This window comes from Paenibacillus sp. (assembly GCF_048976745.1).
In the GTDB taxonomy this organism is placed as follows: domain Bacteria; phylum Bacillota; class Bacilli; order Paenibacillales; family Paenibacillaceae; genus Paenibacillus.
On the sequence record NZ_JBHGUU010000006.1, the window covers coordinates 437,930 to 455,951 of the forward strand.

The following is an 18,022-nucleotide window of genomic DNA, read 5'->3' on the forward strand; positions in this document are numbered from 1 at the left end:
TTACACGAACGTAAATGAATGGTATACTAATTGAATACGAACTCGGCAATCAACCCGTGGAATCGGGACGTCGGAGTAGAGGAGGCAGCCACATTGGCAAAAGCAAAAGTAGCAAAAAGACCTACACGGGATGAGTTTGAACTTGAAGAGTTGGGAAATCAACTGGTTGAAGCCTTTCGTGAACGTTCGGAAGTACTGTTGACCGTATGGGGCAAAGAAGACCAGGTGCAAGGAGTCATTGTCAAAATGGACTCCCGTACACGACTCGTGCATGTGGAGTATACCGAAGAAGAGTTCACCGCGAAGGTGCCTTTTTTGGATATCATGCGTGTGCAATCTCCCCGGTACTGAACGAAAAAAACAGCAATCTGAATAATTAGGGCATCCGCCCTGTCAAAGTCGTTCTTCCTGCATAAGATAACCCATACCTGTTGCAGAGGAGGTACGGTCAATGAGCGAAGTATTAGGTGGAGAAGCAAGAGGCTACGGATACGGAGGTTTCACTTCTGTAGGTGCCATTCTGGTTCTGTTCATCCTGTTGGTTATCATCTCCAAAGCGTTCTTGGTATAATTGCATATCTCTAAAGAATGAAAGAAGCTCTGCCATAGTGGCAGAGCTTTTTTGTTCGTTCAGATCTTGGATGGTTGTTTGCGGCTGAACAAGCCATAGAGAAGAACAATAAGAACCGGGTACAATACCGCCCATCCGGCAAAAGGGAATACAATTGCTGTGGCTACAAATGAAATCCAGCTAATGGTTACGCCGGTGCGACTACCTTTCAATAACCTGATTCCTGCTGCACAGCCCCCAAGATATGTGAGGATAAAGGTTGCATTGGGAAGTTGAATCAGCGTTGTAAGCGAAACGATGCCACTAGCATAGACACTCAGCACCAGAATGAAGCAGACTGCCAGGAATCCGATTGCTGCTACGGGTGTATGGAAGCGATTGGACAGATGAGCCATAAAGCGCGGTGCAGCCCCTTGTCTCGCGAGGGCGTAACCAACCCGTGAAGCTGCCCCAGCGTAGGCAATAACGGTTGCAGTACAGATGAATATGCCTGTTAGTCCAGCGATCCAGGCACCCCAGACACCGAGGGGTTGACTAATGATCCATACGAGGGACACATCTGCCCCGCCATGAAGATAACTTTGTGTACCTACAGTAGCCAAGGCTGTCAGGAAGTAGAGCACACCTACGATAATCGCAGCGATAGTCACACCTTTAATGGCTGCTTTTCGAGGATCAGTGAATTCTTCAGACAAGTGAGATACCGCCTCCCAGCCAATAAAACACCAGAACAGAATTGCCCCGGCTTGACCGATACTGACCCAGCCATTAGGCATAAATGGGGTGTAATGGATGGCTTTCATATTGGGTAGAGCCAGAACAAAGGCCATCACCAGTACAGCAACAATAGCGATGACGACACCAATCTGTACTTTACCAGCAACTTGCATACCAACGATATTAATGATCAATCCAATCGCCAGCATTATAGCAGCAATAGCAATTCGGACATGTTCACCAAGCCCCAACGCAGCCGTCATATATCCTGCACCAGTCAGAGCTGCGACAGGAGCTCCTATGGGTACCGACATCAAAAAGAACCAGCCAATGATTGTACCAGCACGTTGTCCAAAAGCAAGGGTAACGAAATGGGATACACCGCCTGCATCGGGATATCGGGCAGATAATAGTCCCATGGATAAAGCGAGTGGCAGAATGAGCAGGACCATACCACCCCAAGCCAATAGCGAAGCTGGACCTGCCAGTTCAGCAGCCAGTCCGGGCACAATCAGGACACCTGAACCGAGTACTGCACTTACATAAAGCGCAACGGCTTGCGGCATGCCAATTGTTTTTTTGAGCTGTGAAGAGGTGTTCATATAATGTATTAGCCTACCTTCCAGATTGGAATTATTCTGATAATGACTATGTAATTATATAGGAGGAGAACCAATCAGTCATTGGCGAATTTTGTAGAAAATCGGTGTAAGTCCTGCTGACGTTATGTTAGAATATAACCATCCCTAGAGAAAGAAAGAGGTGTTTGGATAATGAGCCAAGAGTTAACAGCATCGTTAAATGAACAGATGAACTTCGAGTTTTATTCCGCTCATGTATATCTGGCTATGGCAGCCTATTGTTCCAGCAAAAGTCTGGATGGATTTGCGAACTTCTTCATCGTGCAAGCCGAAGAGGAGCGATTCCATGGTATGAAAATATACAAATTCCTGAATGATCGTGGACAACGTGCTACACTGGCGGCTTTGCCAGAACCGAAGAATGAATATGCTTCGATGCTGGATGTATTTGAACATGGTTATGCTCATGAACAGCAAAATACGAAAAAATTCTACAATCTGGCTGACATCGCTCTGAATGAACGTGAACATGCAACGATGTATTTCCTGAAATGGTTCATTGATGAGCAGGTTGAAGAGGAAGCATTGTTTGACAACATTATTCAGAAGCTGCGCCGCATTGAAAAAGACAGCAATGCCTTCTACATGCTGGATGCTGAGTTTGGCAAACGTTCGTTCACTGCTCCTGCTGAATAACTTGTAAGTTGGGAGTCGATAAGATTCCAGAGAAACAACACCATTTACATACAGCATGAGGTAATGACCCTGAAGCAATGGGGGGAAATCTCCCTGCAAGGGATAATGGGTTGATGCATATGCTGACTGAAGACGAAGAAGCCTGCACTTGTGCAGGCTTTTTTGTGCATGAATATCCATTTAATGTTTGTATTGATTTGCTTGAATTGGAGCAAAAGTCTATCAAAACTATGAATGTGGGTAATAAAGGATATGTCACAATTGATCTATCCTGACGGGATCTTTTTTTGCTCAAATCTATCAAATTCGTATTAAATTTTAGGTTTATCTGACAAAAGTGTAACTCTACCGTAGCCTTTGAAGCGAGAACAGGAGTCACTATCTTTGATAGTATTAGGATTAATCGCCAAGGGATGAAGATAGAAAAACAGTGACACCCGGGGAAATATAACACACAAGGGAGATTTTTAATTATGTTACATATTCGCAAATCTATCATGCTCACACTTGCTATTTTACTAATCATTCCACTATTATTGCCGCAGTCAGTATCTGCCAAGTCCGCTGCATCCAAGGATAGTGCAAGCAAAGCAAATTCCAAAATCATATACCTGACTTTTGATGATGGGCCAACCGCTCACACGGGTCAGTTACTGGATATTCTGGATCAGTATAATGCAAAAGCAACGTTTTTCATGCTGGGTCCTCAGATGGAGAAATTTCAGAAGGCTACCAAACGAATCGTAGCTGACAGGCATGGTTTGGGGCTGCATGGCGTGAGCCACGTTCCAAGCAAATTCTATAAATCCGCATATAGCGGATTGAAAGAGATGCAACAGGCCAATGTAAGTCTGAACAAGGTTGCCGGAGTTAAAACAAGTCTCGTTCGGACGCCATATGGCAGTAAACCATATCTGAAACCTGCATTCCGTAATGTGCTGCTGGGTCAGGGTGGATTCCATCTATGGGATTGGAATGTAGATTCGGAAGACTGGAAATACAAGAAAGATCACCAGAAGGTTTATAACAGTGTAATGAAGCAGATCCACAATGTGCAAAAGAGCGGAACAACGCCGGTTGTGCTTATGCACGACCAGGAAGCAACGTTGAAAGTATTACCGGAAGTATTAAAAACACTGAAGGCAGAAGGATATCATTTTGAAGTATTAAGCAAGAAAGTGCAGCCGGTTAACTTCTGGAATGACAAGCGTTAATCTTTTTAATTTTTCGATTCAATCAGAGGTTAGATAGTCCAAGACAACAGATTGACTACAACGAAGGAGGTACACATCATGAAGAGAAAATCATTATGGATGACCATTCCGGTTACAACAGCCGTTTTACTTGCTCTGGCAGGATGTGGCGGACCGGATTCGAATGCTGCATCATCAGAGAGTAGTACTTCACCAACGACAACAGTGGGTGAGCAGACCGAGACTGGCAGCGGGGGTGCTGATTTTTCTAATGAAAATGAAACAGGAACTAAAGAAAACACGGGAACAGCCAATAGTGTAGAAACATCAGGAGCGCAGACGGGCGGTCAATCAGGTGTGAGTGATGTGATCATGCAAGTTCGCAATCAGTTGAAGATGGAGGATGCAGCGTTACCCACTTCATTCATATTGGACAAGGGCACATCTTTGGGTGCGGCAATTCTGTCCAATACTGCTGATGCATTTAAAGTGAATTTCTACGCCACCACTCAGTCTGTTGCTGTTAATGATCAATCTTTAACTGCATCCGACAGTAAGATACCTGCACTGGCTTCCTATGAAGTGAAGACGTATAAGAATCCTGATCAGGATAGTATTTTCCCTGAGACGGACCTGAAAGATATTCCAGCAGATATGGCTGTGGATCTGGGACATGGCATCAAAGGCATGAGTGAAGGTGCCGCAGGCAGTCAATATCTGACTTGGCAAGAAGGCAGATGGACGCTGCAGATTCGTTCAGTTTCCGAAGATGAAATGAATAATCCGGGCATAGCGAAGAAAATGGTGGAGTATCTGGAGTCACATACATTGCCTGTGCCCAAAGATAAAGGAAATATCAAGGTTGAATATCCAAGTGGTGGAAAGTCGGTTCATGTAACGATCTCATGGCAGGACGGTAACAAAATTCATCAGCTTAAGACCGATCAAGTCCCACTAGAAGCTCTTGGCATGGCTGTATCTGTGAAATCTTGAGTGCTTTACGGATATCCTGTAATGTAAAAGAGATGAGTGTTGGACTGTTATAGTAAACATAGAAAAAAGCGAGGCCCAGAATTTTTTCTGAGCCTCGCTTTTTATTTGGAGCATGTTATGGCTTGTTCAGCCAAGGTACAAGCTTATTTTTGTTTCAATGGGTTAAAGCGGTACTTTCATTTGAACCACCCTTTTTCTTTGGAGCGAGTGATGGCCTCAATGCGGTTACTGGCATTTAACTTGTTGAGAATAATGGAGATGTAGTTACGCACCGTACCCGTTGTGATGAACAGATGTCCGGCGATTTCCTTGGTGTTCTTCCCATCTGCCATGAGGCCAAGTACGGCATTCTCCCGTTCGGTCAGGGGATTTTCTTCTACATAAGCTTCATCTACCAAGTCGGGAGCGAAGATGCGTCTGCCATTCATGACTTGGCGGATCGACTCAGCAAGTTCTTCAATGGGACTGTCTTTGAGCAGGTAACCGCGAACGCCGCCCTTGAGGGCACGTTCGAAATATCCGGTTCTGGCAAAAGTGGTCAGGATAATGACCTTACAGCTCATTCCTTTAAGTTCTTCTGCAGCTTCGAGGCCGCTTTTCACGGGCATTTCTATATCCATCAGACAGATGTCGGGTGCAAGTTCCTGGACAAGGGCAAGGGCTTCCTGGCCGTTGCTGGCACGTCCGACAACTTCCATATCTTCCTCCAGATTGAGGAGGGAAGATAAGGCACCAAGCATCATGCGCTGATCTTCCGCGATTACAATTCTGATCATGATTCTGCCTCCTTTATCGGTTTGCGGACGAGTTTGGGAACATGAATAATAATTTCTGTACCCTGAATGTCTGTATCAGATCGAATATCCAGACAGCCGTTTACAAATTCAAGTCGTTCTTTCATGCCCAAAATTCCTGTTCCGCGCCGCTCCTGTCTGTGTGATCGTTCTATTCCGACGCCGTTGTCTTGTACCGTGAGTACATTATTGGCGGGGGTTTCCTCAATAACGATGGTACATGCTGTTGCCTGACTATGTTTGACGACATTGGTGACAGCTTCTTTCAAGCACATACCGAGCACATTTTCATTTAATTGTGATGTATCTTGTAACTTCGGATTGCCTTCTAGCACAAATTCAATCGAAGCGGCCTTTAGAATCTGCTCCGCCCGGAACAGTTCATCGACCAATTGTGTACCACGCATGGTAGTGACCATTTCCCGGACTTCCTTCAGAGCTGTGCTTGCCGTTTGTCTGAGGTCGTTCAATTCGATCTCAGCCTGATCGGGATTATTGCGGAGCAGCCGTCTCGCCAGATCGGTTTTCAGACCGATCAGAGAGAGCTTCTGTCCAAGTGTATCGTGCAGGTCACGAGCGATACGCTGGCGTTCTTCCATTTTTACGAGCTCATCGAGTCGCTTGTTCGCATTCTCCAATTGGCCTTCCAATTGTTCAGTCTTGTTTTTGTTATACGTACTGATTGGAAGCAGGATGGAGGCCATTAAGCTGATGAATACAAACGGGAACTGACTCACCAATAATGAACTTTGATTGATAAAGCCATAATTAATGGTTAGGAAACTGGCTCCCAAGTTCACCGAGTAGAGGGTGAAGAAACCGGCTTTATTTTTAATATTCCCAATAAAAAAAGCAAGAAACAATGAGAAGTAGGCATAATCATAGGCGATCGTCATCGTAATGGATATGGCAATGAGCAATCCAATCCACATGTATACCTGCCATCCCTTGGTAATGAAGGCGAGCAGATAACAGACGAAGAAAACAAGTATGATAACAATGCCCGTTACCATCGTCCATAATTTGGAATATTGTGAAATGTAATAGAAGGGCAGGATGAAAAAGACAACCCATACATAAGGATTTAACCCTGTATTTTTATAAAAAATCTGCATCCACTTTTGAATGTAATTCTCCTCCTTGCACTTGTATTCAACTTTAGCATGACTGTAGCATGACTATGGCTTGAACACAAGAAAACGAATCCGACAGAGTTAAGGCTTCTCTGTCAGACCCGCTGGATTCGTTACACGGATAGTCGGTTGAACATAAGGTTTGCGGGATAGATTTTTGAGCTGTCTAAAACTAATGAACTGTTTAGATTCTTCATCCCACAGACGGAAACGCAGGGCAACCAGACTGGAACGTAGTGTAATAGTAGTTGCTTTTTGCAAGGGTGGTGTTGCGTTATGAGCTTCTTCCAAGAAATAGTTAGGTACACGCGGGCTCAAGTGATGCACATGGTGAAACCCAATATTACCACTAATCCATTGCAATAATTTTGGCAATTTGTAATAAGAACTACCTTCAACAGCTGCTTTTACATAACTCCATTCATCTTCATGTTCAAAATACGTCTCTTCGAACTGATGTTGCACGTAGAACAGCCAGATACCAAAGAAACCGGAGAAGAAGAAGATAGGTGCCTGCACCATTACAAAAGCCTGCCATCCGACTAACCAGGACATGAATGCATAGAGCACTACGATTAATACGGTAGTCAGATGTGTGTTGATACGTTCTTTACGTCTTGCACCTTTACGGTTAAAACGGTAAGCCAACAGAAACACGTAGATAGGTCCGATACAAAACAATACGAATGGGTTACGATAAATCCGATAGAAGAGACGTCCCCAAGGAGAAGCTGCTTTGTATTCGTCAACCGTCATAACCCAGATATCACCTACACCACGTTTGTCAAGATTACTGCTTGTCGCGTGATGGATAGAATGCTCGTTTTTCCACTGCTGATAAGGTGTTACTGTTAATACACCCGTAATGGTACCGAGAATATCATTGGCGCGTTTGCTCTTGAAGAACGAACCATGACAACAGTCATGGAAGATGATAAAGGTCCGCAGTACAAATCCGGATGCCACCAAGGCAATCGGGAAGGTTAGCCAGTAGGAAACCGATAAGCTAAAGTAAGCTGCAGCCCATAACAGGAAGAGCGGGAGCAATGTATTGATTAACTGACGGATACTTAATCTGAGATCATTTTTTTCGTAAGGTGTGACTTCCTTTTTTAAGGCCATTTCTTTTGATCTATTCATAAAATTGTGTCCTCCTTCAATCGTTATAACTGTAATCAGCTACAACTTGGCGCTTCCCGCTAAACTTTCCTGTAGGAAGCGTTTTTATCATTGTAAAACAATCCGATCATGACAGTAAGTCATAAACGTCAGCCCTCTGTAATGATGAATATCAATGATGGACCATGACATTTGTCATGGGTGTGTGATGCTGAATGGCTTTGCAGAAGACAAAAGAGAACGTTTTACAAATTCCTTTGCACAAATGACGCAACAATTTGTATTATGTATACAAATTTCGTTGTGAGCATGGTAAAATCTATCTTTGAGTGATTATGACAACTTATGAGACGGGTCGATTAGGTTGATTTCTGATGGATTGGATGGAATGCATAATGAAGAAACGAATTACGGATATTCTATTTATTATGGCAGGTGCATTTCTGTTTGCACTGGCGGTGAACCTGTTCGTGATCCCGAACGATTTGGCCGAAGGCGGGGTAACGGGCATTACAATTATTCTGTATTACCTGTTTGAATGGTCACCTGGACTGATGAACCTGATCCTGAACGGTATCTTGTTAATTGTGGGATATCGGTTTCTTGATAAAACAACAACGGTATATACGATTATTGCGGTTGTGTTCAACTCATTGTTCCTGCATCTGACAGAGAGCTGGACAATTGACTCGCATGAGCTGTGGATTAATACGATATTTGGTGGATTGTTTGCCGGTCTTGGGATCGGATTGATTGTCCGAGTGGGGGGAACAACAGCCGGAACCGTTATTCTGGCACGGCTTGCCAATAAATATCTGGATTGGAACATCAGTTATGGATTATTATTTTTTGATTTGATTGTGGCTTTCTCATCTTTCTTCATTATAGGACCGCAAGGTCTGATGTGTACGATTGTCTTGCTGTTTGTGGGTACCAAAACGATGGAGTTCATTATTGAAGGACTCAATCCAAAAAAGGCGGTTATGATTATCTCGTCCAAACAGGATGAGATTGCGAAGCAAGTGATTGAGAAGATGGACCGCGGAGTAACCGTTCTGTCCGGTCATGGCTATTACACGAAAAATAAGAAAGAAATTCTATACATCGTGATTAGTAAGCAGGAAGTCTCCATGCTGAAGAAGATTGTACGAGCGGAAGACGAGATTGCCTTTATCACCATTCATGATGTGCGTGATGTATTTGGTGAAGGATTTATTGAACTTTCCAAAACTTGAGTAATAGGTTTATATGAAAGAAGGGAGTTGCGGTGACACATCACTGCAACTTTTTTTAATAGGTTAATTGAACCGGGTATTAATCTAGTTCAAAAAGAAAGAACCCTTCTCCATAGAGAAGGGCAAAAGAATATTAATAATGTCTTCTTTTTTTGACTGGACAGAATTCAACGGTGACATGACAGTGTTTTTTACACTTTACTGGGACATATTTAACTTTGGTAACACAAGTTTTCGTAATTTTTTTGTAAAAACACTTTGGTCTTGGATGATGACATTTATGATGTTTTCTATACATATTAAAACCTCCCTGATCGTGATAAGGTATACTATGAGCGGGTCACTGTTTCGGTAATGTATAAACGTCTATTATTGTATAATAATTCCTTTATTAGGCTTTTGTGTTACGAGTGAAGGCGAGGTTCTTTCTAGTAAAAAGAGTACAATGACAAAAAGCTGTACACCTATCAGGCACGATGATATATTGAATTTAATTAATTTGTTAATAAACTTAACTAACTAACAAAGGAGGCGATCGCATGGCTGGCACACCGCAATATATCCGCAATCTGAATGAAAATCTCATTATGGATGCCCTGATAACTCAGGGGACCATGTCGAGAGCGGATATCAGCCGTCAGACCGGACTTAGTAAACCCACGGTGTCGTTGGCGGTTGAACATCTGATTGACCGTAATCTGGTAAAGGAAATGGGGAGAGCTGACAATGCGCAGGGGCGTAAAGCAACTCTCATTCGTTTCAATGAAACGGCTTATTATGTCTGTGGTATAGATATCGGCGCAACACGTATTCGGCTCGCATTATCCGATCTGAATGGAGAGATCATCGCCTATCGAACACACCCCATGGTTGTCCAAGAAACTCATGAGCAAGCAGAAGCAACAATGCTGGAGCTTCTTCGAAGCCATATGAACGAATTGCTGGATGAGAATCATCTGAACTGGGATCAGATTCAGTGCATCGGGTTCGGCATACCGGGCGTAGTCCTGCCTGACTCAGGGCACATCCATCGTATTGTGGACCCGTTAGCCGGTCTTGAACAAGCTTTCTCTCTAAAGTCGTTGTCTGGAGCTTTTCCCTGTGAAGTAATCCTGGAAAATGATGTGAATCTTGCGGCACTTGGGGAGTATCGGAGTGGTGCAGCAGCAGGTTATCCCTTATTTGTTTTTTTCTCCATCGGTACAGGGACGGGAGCTGGCATCATGGTACATGGCCAACTGCTGCGAGGGCTTGGTGGCTTAACTGGAGAGATTGCAGAGATGCTGATGGAGGATGGCCGACGCCTGGAGGAAGTGTTATCAGCTGATGGTCTGATGCAACTGGCGAACCTTCACCTTAATTCGCATGATGAACTATTGGAAGTTGCTGATTCGGATTCGGATGTAAAAGGACATGTAGTTACAGATGATCTTCACAGACACCTGACACCCGAGAAGTTATTTGAAGCTGCACGTAGTGGAGAAGTAGAGGCGTTAGACATTCTACAACAATACAGCCGGATGATTGCTTCAGCCCTGCGTCAGATTAGCGTTGTGCTTGCTCCAGATCTCATTGTGCTTGGCGGAGGTGTAGGAGGGAACGGCGATGTGTTATTGCCTGTATTAAGGCAGATCATATCCGAGCAGTTCCCGGTACAACCCCAGTTAAACTGTTCCAAGCTTGGTGAGCAGGCTGTTGTCACTGGCGCGGTGCAAGTGGCCATACAACAAACAATGCTGAATCTTCAGCAGGAAGCGTTGGAATAGGAGATAGCTTATACAACAGTTGAGGAGGAAAACGGGATGACAGAATCCGTGAAAAACGTAAGTATGGATGATCAGACCAATCAGGAGGGTGCGGTTGGAGGTAATCCTTCCGAATGGATTGCAGGTATTGATATTGGAGGCACCAAAACATTGATGCTTTTGTCATCACAACAGGCTGGAAGTGAAGTTCATGAACATATCTTGCCTACGCTTGCCAGTGATCAGCCGGATGAGTTCTTCCGATGGTTATTTGCTGAATTGGAAACGTTCTGCCGCGAGGTAGGAATCAGTCTGGATCAACTTTCAGGTGCAGGCTTGGGATTCCCGGGTGTGATTCTGCAGGAGGAAGGCATCCTGCGAAATGCTCCAGCTTTTCAGTGGCCTGAAAATGATATTCGTCCTGTGATTGCGAAGTATTATAACGGCAATATCATGTTGGATAATGATGTGAATCTGGCCGCAATGGGAGAATATGATCAAGGGGCGGCGCAGGGACATCAACACTGTGTGATGGTCACAGTTGGAACAGGCATCGGAGCTGCTCTTATCCTGAATGGACAGCTCTATAGCGGCCAGAATGGAGCAGCAGGTGAGATTGGGCATTTCATTGCAGGAGACAAAGGGCTTCATACCGGTTACGTTGCGGATGCGGATTCCTTTGGCGTATTTGAGCAAGCGACTTCAGGTACGGGCATTACCGAACAGGCGAGGCATTATTTTATGGATGGAAAGGGCAGTAACTTATCTCTAATTATGAGTCTGGCAGGAGGGGAAATGGAACAGATTGAAGCCAGACATGTATTCAAGGCAGCCGAATCAGGTGATGTTGCTGCACTTGAGATTCTGGAACTGCCTATGCGTTATATGGCTAGAGGTCTGGCGAATATTATGGCTTTACTTAATCCTTCCATTATTGTACTCGGTGGTGGTGTGGCAGCATCCAACCCATCCTATTATCTAAATGAAGTGCGTACACGCCTCGAACGTTACACCGTTCTGCCTGCATGTTTAGCTGTAGCTGAACTTGGTAATAGAGCAGGAGCAATCGGGGCATTGGCTGCAATCAGGTTGAGTCTGGCGCGGACGTATCAATAGAGAATAGGGGAAGCCACTACAGAATTAAAGGATGGAGATCCGGATGAGAAGCAGACATATGAAGGCTTACACAGAGAAAACAAAAGCCGATTCCAATGATGCAAGACGTGTTTTACTCAAATTACAGGGCCTGTATCTGTTTATGGGGCTTGCCGGGGGAATGTTTAACCCATACATTAATCCCATTTTGGTTGCACAAGGTTTTACCAGTAAAGAGACCGGATTTATCATGGCGTTTGGCACACTTGTATCCATTATTCTTCAACCTATATGGGGAATTCTGGTAGATAAGTTTAAGAAGACACGGTTCGTACTGGTCATAAGCCTGCTTGTTCCTGCATCTTTAGCGTACTTCTACAATATTCAAGTGTACATTATATTAATATTGATTTATACTTTATGCACCATATTCCAAGTGACTCAAATACCTGTGGCTGACTCCTATGCGGTTACCGCCGCGAGAGCAGCCAATACCTCATATGGCATGATCCGACTCTTCGGGAGCATAGGAACGGGAGTTGGTGGATTTGCAGCAGGGATGTATCTCTCTCAGTTTTCCATTCACATGTTATGGCTGCCATTTCTGATGTTTAACGTTCTGAGCGCCATACTGGCAAGTACACTTCCCCGGCAGACGAGCATATCCTCGTCCTCGGTAACCTTCTCCGTAGGTTTGGCAAGATTGCTCCGAAATCGGACATTCCTTCTATTTCTAACAGGTTGTTTCCTGGTTAACCAAACGCTCACTGCGTTTAACTCCTTTTTTGTTATTTCATTTCAGATGGCTGGCGGTTCTGTGACGATGACAGGTACGGCGCTGTTGCTTGCATCGATCACCAATGTTCCATCCATGTTGGCGGCGGCATTCATACTCCGAAAATGGGGACATGAACGGACGATGTTGCTTGCAGCGGGGGCGTATATGTTACGTTGGGGAATACAATGGCTATGGCCGACGCCTGAGGTCATGATTGGTGTTCAGGTGCTGCATGGGTTATCCTTCGGATTCTTCTATATTGCAGCAGTGGAATATGTGGCATCCGTTACGGGACGGGAGATGCAGGCCACGGGACAAAGTTTATTTAACATGGTGTTTGCTGGCTTGGGCGGAATTGTTGGTAATATGCTTAACGGATACTTGCTTGATTCCGGCGGTCCATCACTGATGTATCTGGCTTGCACAATCAGTGCGGCACTAGGATCAGTGATTCTGTATATCGTCAGCAGGCAGGCCAAAGAACAGAGAAGAGCATACTCATTAGAATAGAGATGGAAGGAGTTGGAGCCTATGAAAGTAAATCTGAAGCGGAATTGGCACACCAAGTTGATGTATTCCTATTTCCCTATTTTCCTGCTTACGATTTCCATTCTGATCTTTCTCTCCTTCCTGATTGTCAACGAACTCTCACGTAACGAAACACAAAAAGCCGACATGATCTCCACCCGTTATATCGTGGATACACTGGAACGCTCGCTAAGTGACATTGAACTTCGGTTACTTGAAGACATTGGTGCGAACAAAACATACAGTCGCTTTCTGGAAGCTGGACAGGGACAATTATCAAGTCAGTTTATCTATGATGCGGCAAGCGGGCTGGGACGGATGCTGGATCAGCAGGATATGATCCAATCCATTTATCTCTATCGGATGTCGGATTCCCAGATCCTTACGCCTAGAGGTATGATGCGCTTGGAGGATTTCGAAGATCGTGCCTATATTGAACAAGCCTTGAAAGATCGGGAGAACCTCGGTTGGAACCTGCCGCGTGAATACAAGGAACGTTCCTTCGATGTACCTTCACAGGTCATTAGCATGAACAAGTGGCTTCCTTTGCCGTGGGGCGGGGAAGGTCTGCTGGTCATTACAATCCGAATGTATGCAGTCGAACGCCAGATAGACAATATGACGAATGAAAAGTTATCTGTTCTTCAGGTTCGGGACAAAAGCGATAATCTGATCTATAGCGCGCATCAAATGGACCCTTCAGCAGGTGAAATCCTTAACCGTGTGTCTGCGGACAAGCTTGGTCTCGTCTTCGAGAGTGGCATTCAATCCGGACAACTGTATTCTTGGGTATCGCTTGTCTCTTATGTGTGGATTGGCATTGGATTGTTAACGATTGTTGGCGCGGTGGCGGGATTGATCTACATTACGCGCAGAAATACGCGGCCCATCCAACTTATCATGAATCGAATTCAGGCGTTACAGCCACGTGCCGAGGAGGATGAAGCAGCTCCGGCCGTTAAGGATGAACTGGCTCTCATCGACCGTGCGCTCGAACATCTGATAGCTCAGACGGTTGATTATGAGAAACAGCATCATGAAAACCTGCTGATTCATCGCAGACAGTTACTTGTTGATCTGATGGAAGGGGAGCGAATGGATTCGTTCCGCCAGCGACTTCGCCATCTGCAACCGCTAGAGGAACGATTCATGGAACCGAAGAGTGTTGCTGTCCTCATTGCGGAGATGAATGGTGACGATCTCTCGAGCAATCAGAATATTCTGAAGATAGCGCTCATGAATGTGGTGGAAGAACTTGTGCAGAACGAGACCCAATTCGGTGGTTGGGCTGAATGGTTTGGAAACCGTAGGCTTATTGTGGTGATTGCATCGGATGAGCAGGAAGGACTGGACCGTGAATTGCTTATGGATCTGGCTAAACAGATGCATATGTGGATCGCGGAAAATTTCCGTCTCCGGTTTACCTTCGGGATTGGACGAACCGTATCGGGTTGGGAGGAGATTACTCAATCGTATGCCAGTGCAGATGCCGGTTTGCAGCATAGACTTACTCTTGGTAAGGATGCGATCGTTCTCAGTGAGCAACTGCCGGATCGTATTGAGCTGCAATCGTACAAGTACTTGCAGATGCTGGCCGACTTTGTCCGCGAATTCAGACTAACCGGTGATGGTTGGCGGACGCAGCTGGACCAGATGTTTGTTGCATTCGGCGAAGATCAGATTACAGATCAAGATATTCGTATGTTGCTGCAGGCATTAATCCAGATGTTGTCGCGTGAATTCGGAGAGCTGTCTGAGCGGTTGCAGAGCCAATTTGCAGAGGAAATCCTGACTCGTCTTCGCAGTAATATCCAGCATGCGGAGACATTGGAGGGTATTCAGGAGATTTTGCAGGAATGGCTGAAAGAGGTCTATCGCAATTATGTGTCTGTGAATGAAACGAAAAGTCATCGCGCAATGATCAACGAACTGCGGATTTATATTGAAGAACATTTTGATGATCCGGATCTGTCGCTGAAACATCTGAGTGATCGGTTCCAAATTTCGGGCAAATATGCGAGTTATCTGTTCAAGGAAGAGTTTGAGATGAAGTTTGTTGATTTCCTGGTGAAATTGAGGGTCGAAAAGGCCTGCCGTTTATTATCCGCATCCGATATGCCTGTTCAGGATATTGCTCTGCAAGTGGGTTATGCCAATGCCATCTCCTTCGGCAGAGTATTTAAACGGATTATGGGCGTGACACCAGGGGACTACCGTAAGCAGAGTGGGAAACAAGAGGATTGAATAACGAGGTTCTGAGTGGTAGCAACATCTTGCGTCTATTAAGCGAGTGCGTTAAGGAATTACACGAATGTCCTATACTAGATTATGATAATCCATTCATTCATAGGGCAGGAGTTGCACATGATGTACAAATACGGACAGCAAGTGTGGGGATCGGTAGATATTGGTAAACAGGTTACCATTACAGCAAGCAACAATACATTTACCTTTAACGTAGATGGCTTGTCATATACGCTAATGATACCTGTTGGAACGTACACGACAAGTCGGCAGAGGCATGAAGCCGAACTTATTCAAGCTATGTCGAAGGTAGCCTCAGCCCAGAACATTCCGGTACAGTTTATTTTGGGCGGGATGCATTATGATAAGCAGTATAATGTATTGATCCTGGAACATACGGATACGAGCAACGAACATGTCATTGATCAATGGGCGGGAAATGCCATGGATACGATCTTTGGTCAAGTGAAGTTTAATCTTCCGCCGCGAGATTAGTACGTCGAATCATTCTATACATGTTGCTAAACAAGAAGACCACTTCAGATGTGGTCTTTTTTTTGCTTTTAGAAGAGAATTCAATGGAAAATGGATTATTGCGATTTGGGCGAGGTCTGATTGTATGTGAGAAATCGATCAAAAAGAGACATTGTATGTTATTATAGTTAACATTAATGGTGTGAAAATTGTATATTGTCACGAAATATGTTTATATATCGCACGGTTTAACTAAAAAAACGTCATTTTCTCATTTTGAAAATAGTTTATTGTCTAATGTTGAGATCGTATGTAATGATTAGTGACATTCACAGGTGCAACAAAATGAGCTGAACAAAGTGGAGTGGCAATCATGTGAATCCATATCAGAGTGTGTGCGAAAGGGGAAAGGTCAAATGAGATTATTTCAAAGACGTAAGGCAGGCAAGGCAAGTTCAATCCTCGCAGTGGTAACAGCATTCACTCTATTATTATCCGCATGTTCATCAGGAAGCGAATCAGCATCTTCATCAGGAGAGTCGGGTTCGGGGGAAAAAACGACTTTGAAAGTAGAAATCTTCGACCGGGGAAATACTCCGGCGGGCTACACCATTTCGGACAGTTATCTGACTCGCTTCATTCAAGAGAAGTTCGGTGATCCAAACAACATCGATGTTCAGTTTGTTCCGGTACCACGTTCGGAGGAAGTACAGAAGCTTAACGTTCTGATGGCGAGTGGATCAGAAGTACCTGATATCGTATTTACCTACGACTCGGGAACATTCAACCGGTATGCAGAGCAAGGAGGTCTGACTGAACTTACGGATCTGATCAATCAAAGCGGTCCTAACTTGAAGAAGTTCCTGGGAGATGAAACGCTGGCTTACGGTCAATACGATGGTCAACAGTTTGCGGTTCCAGGTAAACGTCTTGTACTTGGCAAGTACGCATCCTATGTTCGTCAGGACTGGCTGGATGCACTCGGACTGCCTTCACCTCAGACAGCTGAGGAGTTGCATACAACATTGAAGGCCTTTAAGGAAAAAGATCCAGGTAAGGTGGGCACAGGACTTATTCCTATGGGGATGTCGATTGCCTCGGCTCAATATGAACCACTCATCTGGTCATTCATTGAACCACTGACGGAAGAACAAAAATATACGTTAACACAACAACTGGGTTCCAATGACTATCCAACGTTGTTGCCTGGTTTCAAAGACGCCCTGAAATATATGAACACACTTTATAATGAAGGACTAATGAGCAAGGACTTTGGACTCGACAAAGACAAGAAAAAGCTGTGGGAAGATGTATCTAACGGCAAAGTTGGATTCTACACCGAGGATGCAGGGGAGATTTACATCTCCGGTACGTACAAAAACCTGCAAACCAATAAACCTGGTGCAGTAATCACACCGATTGATGCATTCAAAAACTCCGAAGGCAAATTCGCCAAACCGGCATATGCTCCCAATGCGATGTATGTCATGATTCCAAAATCGAGCAAAAATGCGGAAGCAGCGATGAAGTACCTGGATTGGATGGCTTCGGGCAACAACTTGTTCGACCTGCAATTCGGTGTTGAAAATGAGAATTATGAGCTTGTGGATGGTGTGCCGCTGATCAAGGATGATGCTTCTCCTGAAATCGCAGGTCGTATCTATAATTCCGGTGACATTGCCATTATCGTTAATGGTAAATACGTTGGGGATGACAAGAAAAATGAAGAGGCTTATGTCGTACAGGTAGAGTCGAAGTATCGGGATGACATGCGCAAGTCGGTAGCCATTTCCAACACGGACACCATTCAACCTGTACGTTTCCCCAAACCGATTGATGCAGAAGCGCGTTACGGTAACGGCTTGAAAGACAAATTCATGGAGTTCTTTGTGAAAACAACCATTTCCAAACCCGCTGATTTTGAAGCCACGTATGACAGCATGATGAAAGACTACATGGCAAGCGGCGGTCAAGCGATCCTGGATGAACGTACAGAAGCTTACAAAGCGATGAAATAAGTAGAGTAGAGTTCACATCTAATGTGTATGACAACAAAGAACAGGGGATTCATTAGGGCGATGGCAACATCGCCTTGATGAAGAATCCTGAATGACATGGGGGGAAGG

16 protein-coding genes are annotated in these 18,022 nt (G+C 44.7%); 12 read left to right on the top strand and 4 right to left on the bottom strand.

The genetic code is table 11. From position 1 onward, the window contains the following. The first annotated feature begins 93 nt into the window (after positions 1–93). Together ACE3K2_RS08855 and ACE3K2_RS08860 are read left to right on the top strand one after the other, a co-directional pair. The gene (locus tag ACE3K2_RS08855) at positions 94–351 is read left to right on the top strand and encodes a YolD-like family protein (RefSeq protein ID WP_036608707.1); all 258 of its coding nucleotides are present in this window, start codon (positions 94–96) and stop codon (positions 349–351) included. A gap of 100 nt (positions 352–451) precedes the next feature. Next, positions 452–571 carry a hypothetical protein gene (locus tag ACE3K2_RS08860; protein ID WP_024631887.1) on the top strand — a complete coding sequence of 40 codons (120 nt, stop codon included), beginning with the start codon at positions 452–454 and terminating at the stop codon, positions 569–571. A 59-nt stretch (positions 572–630) separates the two neighbouring features. On the opposite strand, the gene ACE3K2_RS08865 is transcribed toward ACE3K2_RS08860, so the two are convergent. Further along, positions 631–1,890, bottom strand: a complete 1,260-nt coding sequence (locus ACE3K2_RS08865) for an amino acid permease (RefSeq protein ID WP_421888997.1) — start codon at positions 1,888–1,890, stop codon at positions 631–633. A gap of 171 nt (positions 1,891–2,061) precedes the next feature. Here ACE3K2_RS08865 and ACE3K2_RS08870 point away from each other — a divergent pair, with 171 nt between their 5' ends. The 3 genes from ACE3K2_RS08870 to ACE3K2_RS08880 all read left to right on the top strand — a co-directional run bounded on the left by ACE3K2_RS08870 (position 2,062) and on the right by ACE3K2_RS08880 (position 4,751). Continuing rightward, positions 2,062–2,565, top strand: a complete 504-nt coding sequence (locus tag ACE3K2_RS08870; RefSeq protein WP_253434589.1) for a ferritin — start codon at positions 2,062–2,064, stop codon at positions 2,563–2,565. A gap of 473 nt (positions 2,566–3,038) precedes the next feature. After that, positions 3,039–3,779, top strand: coding sequence for a polysaccharide deacetylase family protein (locus ACE3K2_RS08875; protein ID WP_421888999.1), 741 nt, complete (start codon positions 3,039–3,041; stop codon positions 3,777–3,779). A gap of 78 nt (positions 3,780–3,857) precedes the next feature. Continuing rightward, on the top strand, positions 3,858–4,751 hold the full coding sequence (locus tag ACE3K2_RS08880; RefSeq protein WP_421889001.1) for a hypothetical protein: 894 nt from the start codon (positions 3,858–3,860) through the stop codon (positions 4,749–4,751). Between the two features lie 176 nt (positions 4,752–4,927). Here the strand turns inward: ACE3K2_RS08880 and ACE3K2_RS08885 are convergent, their stop codons facing one another. The 3 genes from ACE3K2_RS08885 to ACE3K2_RS08895 form a co-directional block, all read right to left on the bottom strand. Next, entirely contained in the window at positions 4,928–5,527 is a 600-nt protein-coding gene (locus ACE3K2_RS08885; RefSeq protein WP_036608692.1) for a response regulator transcription factor, read from the bottom strand. After that, positions 5,524–6,672, bottom strand: coding sequence for a sensor histidine kinase (locus ACE3K2_RS08890; RefSeq protein WP_421891111.1), 1,149 nt, complete (start codon positions 6,670–6,672; stop codon positions 5,524–5,526). The genes ACE3K2_RS08885 and ACE3K2_RS08890 overlap by 4 nt, the downstream gene beginning before the upstream one ends. Before the next feature lie 87 nt (positions 6,673–6,759). Next, positions 6,760–7,818: a fatty acid desaturase gene (locus ACE3K2_RS08895; RefSeq protein WP_421889003.1), complete on the bottom strand. Its 1,059-nt coding sequence runs from the start codon at positions 7,816–7,818 to the stop codon at positions 6,760–6,762. A 374-nt stretch (positions 7,819–8,192) separates the two neighbouring features. Here ACE3K2_RS08895 and ACE3K2_RS08900 point away from each other — a divergent pair, with 374 nt between their 5' ends. The 7 genes from ACE3K2_RS08900 to ACE3K2_RS08930 all read left to right on the top strand — a co-directional run bounded on the left by ACE3K2_RS08900 (position 8,193) and on the right by ACE3K2_RS08930 (position 17,914). Then, positions 8,193–9,032: a YitT family protein gene (locus tag ACE3K2_RS08900; RefSeq protein WP_339242091.1), complete on the top strand. Its 840-nt coding sequence runs from the start codon at positions 8,193–8,195 to the stop codon at positions 9,030–9,032. 539 nt (positions 9,033–9,571) lie between these two features. Next, entirely contained in the window at positions 9,572–10,798 is a 1,227-nt protein-coding gene (locus tag ACE3K2_RS08905) for an ROK family transcriptional regulator (protein WP_421889005.1), read from the top strand. Between the two features lie 36 nt (positions 10,799–10,834). Further along, positions 10,835–11,893: an ROK family protein gene (locus ACE3K2_RS08910; RefSeq protein ID WP_421889007.1), complete on the top strand. Its 1,059-nt coding sequence runs from the start codon at positions 10,835–10,837 to the stop codon at positions 11,891–11,893. A gap of 43 nt (positions 11,894–11,936) precedes the next feature. Then, on the top strand, positions 11,937–13,160 hold the full coding sequence (locus ACE3K2_RS08915; RefSeq protein ID WP_421889009.1) for an MFS transporter: 1,224 nt from the start codon (positions 11,937–11,939) through the stop codon (positions 13,158–13,160). 21 nt (positions 13,161–13,181) lie between these two features. Then, positions 13,182–15,422, top strand: a complete 2,241-nt coding sequence (locus ACE3K2_RS08920; protein ID WP_421889011.1) for a helix-turn-helix domain-containing protein — start codon at positions 13,182–13,184, stop codon at positions 15,420–15,422. 120 nt (positions 15,423–15,542) lie between these two features. Further along, positions 15,543–15,917: a hypothetical protein gene (locus tag ACE3K2_RS08925; protein ID WP_421889013.1), complete on the top strand. Its 375-nt coding sequence runs from the start codon at positions 15,543–15,545 to the stop codon at positions 15,915–15,917. A 395-nt stretch (positions 15,918–16,312) separates the two neighbouring features. Next, positions 16,313–17,914 carry an extracellular solute-binding protein gene (locus ACE3K2_RS08930; protein ID WP_421889014.1) on the top strand — a complete coding sequence of 534 codons (1,602 nt, stop codon included), beginning with the start codon at positions 16,313–16,315 and terminating at the stop codon, positions 17,912–17,914. Positions 17,915–18,022: the final 108 nt, after the last annotated feature.

Excerpts from the sequence above, each read along its gene's own strand:
- ACE3K2_RS08860 (WP_024631887.1), top strand. The coding sequence starts at position 452 with ATGAGCGAAGTATTAGGTGGAGAAGCAAGAGGCTACGGATACGGAGGT.
- ACE3K2_RS08865 (WP_421888997.1), bottom strand. The coding sequence starts at position 1,890 with ATGAACACCTCTTCACAGCTCAAAAAAACAATTGGCATGCCGCAAGCC.
- ACE3K2_RS08870 (WP_253434589.1), top strand. The coding sequence starts at position 2,062 with ATGAGCCAAGAGTTAACAGCATCGTTAAATGAACAGATGAACTTCGAG.
- ACE3K2_RS08875 (WP_421888999.1), top strand. The coding sequence starts at position 3,039 with ATGTTACATATTCGCAAATCTATCATGCTCACACTTGCTATTTTACTA.
- ACE3K2_RS08880 (WP_421889001.1), top strand. The coding sequence starts at position 3,858 with ATGAAGAGAAAATCATTATGGATGACCATTCCGGTTACAACAGCCGTT.
- ACE3K2_RS08885 (WP_036608692.1), bottom strand. The coding sequence starts at position 5,527 with ATGATCAGAATTGTAATCGCGGAAGATCAGCGCATGATGCTTGGTGCC.
- ACE3K2_RS08895 (WP_421889003.1), bottom strand. The coding sequence starts at position 7,818 with ATGAATAGATCAAAAGAAATGGCCTTAAAAAAGGAAGTCACACCTTAC.
- ACE3K2_RS08900 (WP_339242091.1), top strand. The coding sequence starts at position 8,193 with ATGAAGAAACGAATTACGGATATTCTATTTATTATGGCAGGTGCATTT.
- ACE3K2_RS08905 (WP_421889005.1), top strand. The coding sequence starts at position 9,572 with ATGGCTGGCACACCGCAATATATCCGCAATCTGAATGAAAATCTCATT.
- ACE3K2_RS08910 (WP_421889007.1), top strand. The coding sequence starts at position 10,835 with ATGACAGAATCCGTGAAAAACGTAAGTATGGATGATCAGACCAATCAG.
- ACE3K2_RS08915 (WP_421889009.1), top strand. The coding sequence starts at position 11,937 with ATGAGAAGCAGACATATGAAGGCTTACACAGAGAAAACAAAAGCCGAT.
- ACE3K2_RS08920 (WP_421889011.1), top strand. The coding sequence starts at position 13,182 with ATGAAAGTAAATCTGAAGCGGAATTGGCACACCAAGTTGATGTATTCC.
- ACE3K2_RS08925 (WP_421889013.1), top strand. The coding sequence starts at position 15,543 with ATGATGTACAAATACGGACAGCAAGTGTGGGGATCGGTAGATATTGGT.
- ACE3K2_RS08930 (WP_421889014.1), top strand. The coding sequence starts at position 16,313 with ATGAGATTATTTCAAAGACGTAAGGCAGGCAAGGCAAGTTCAATCCTC.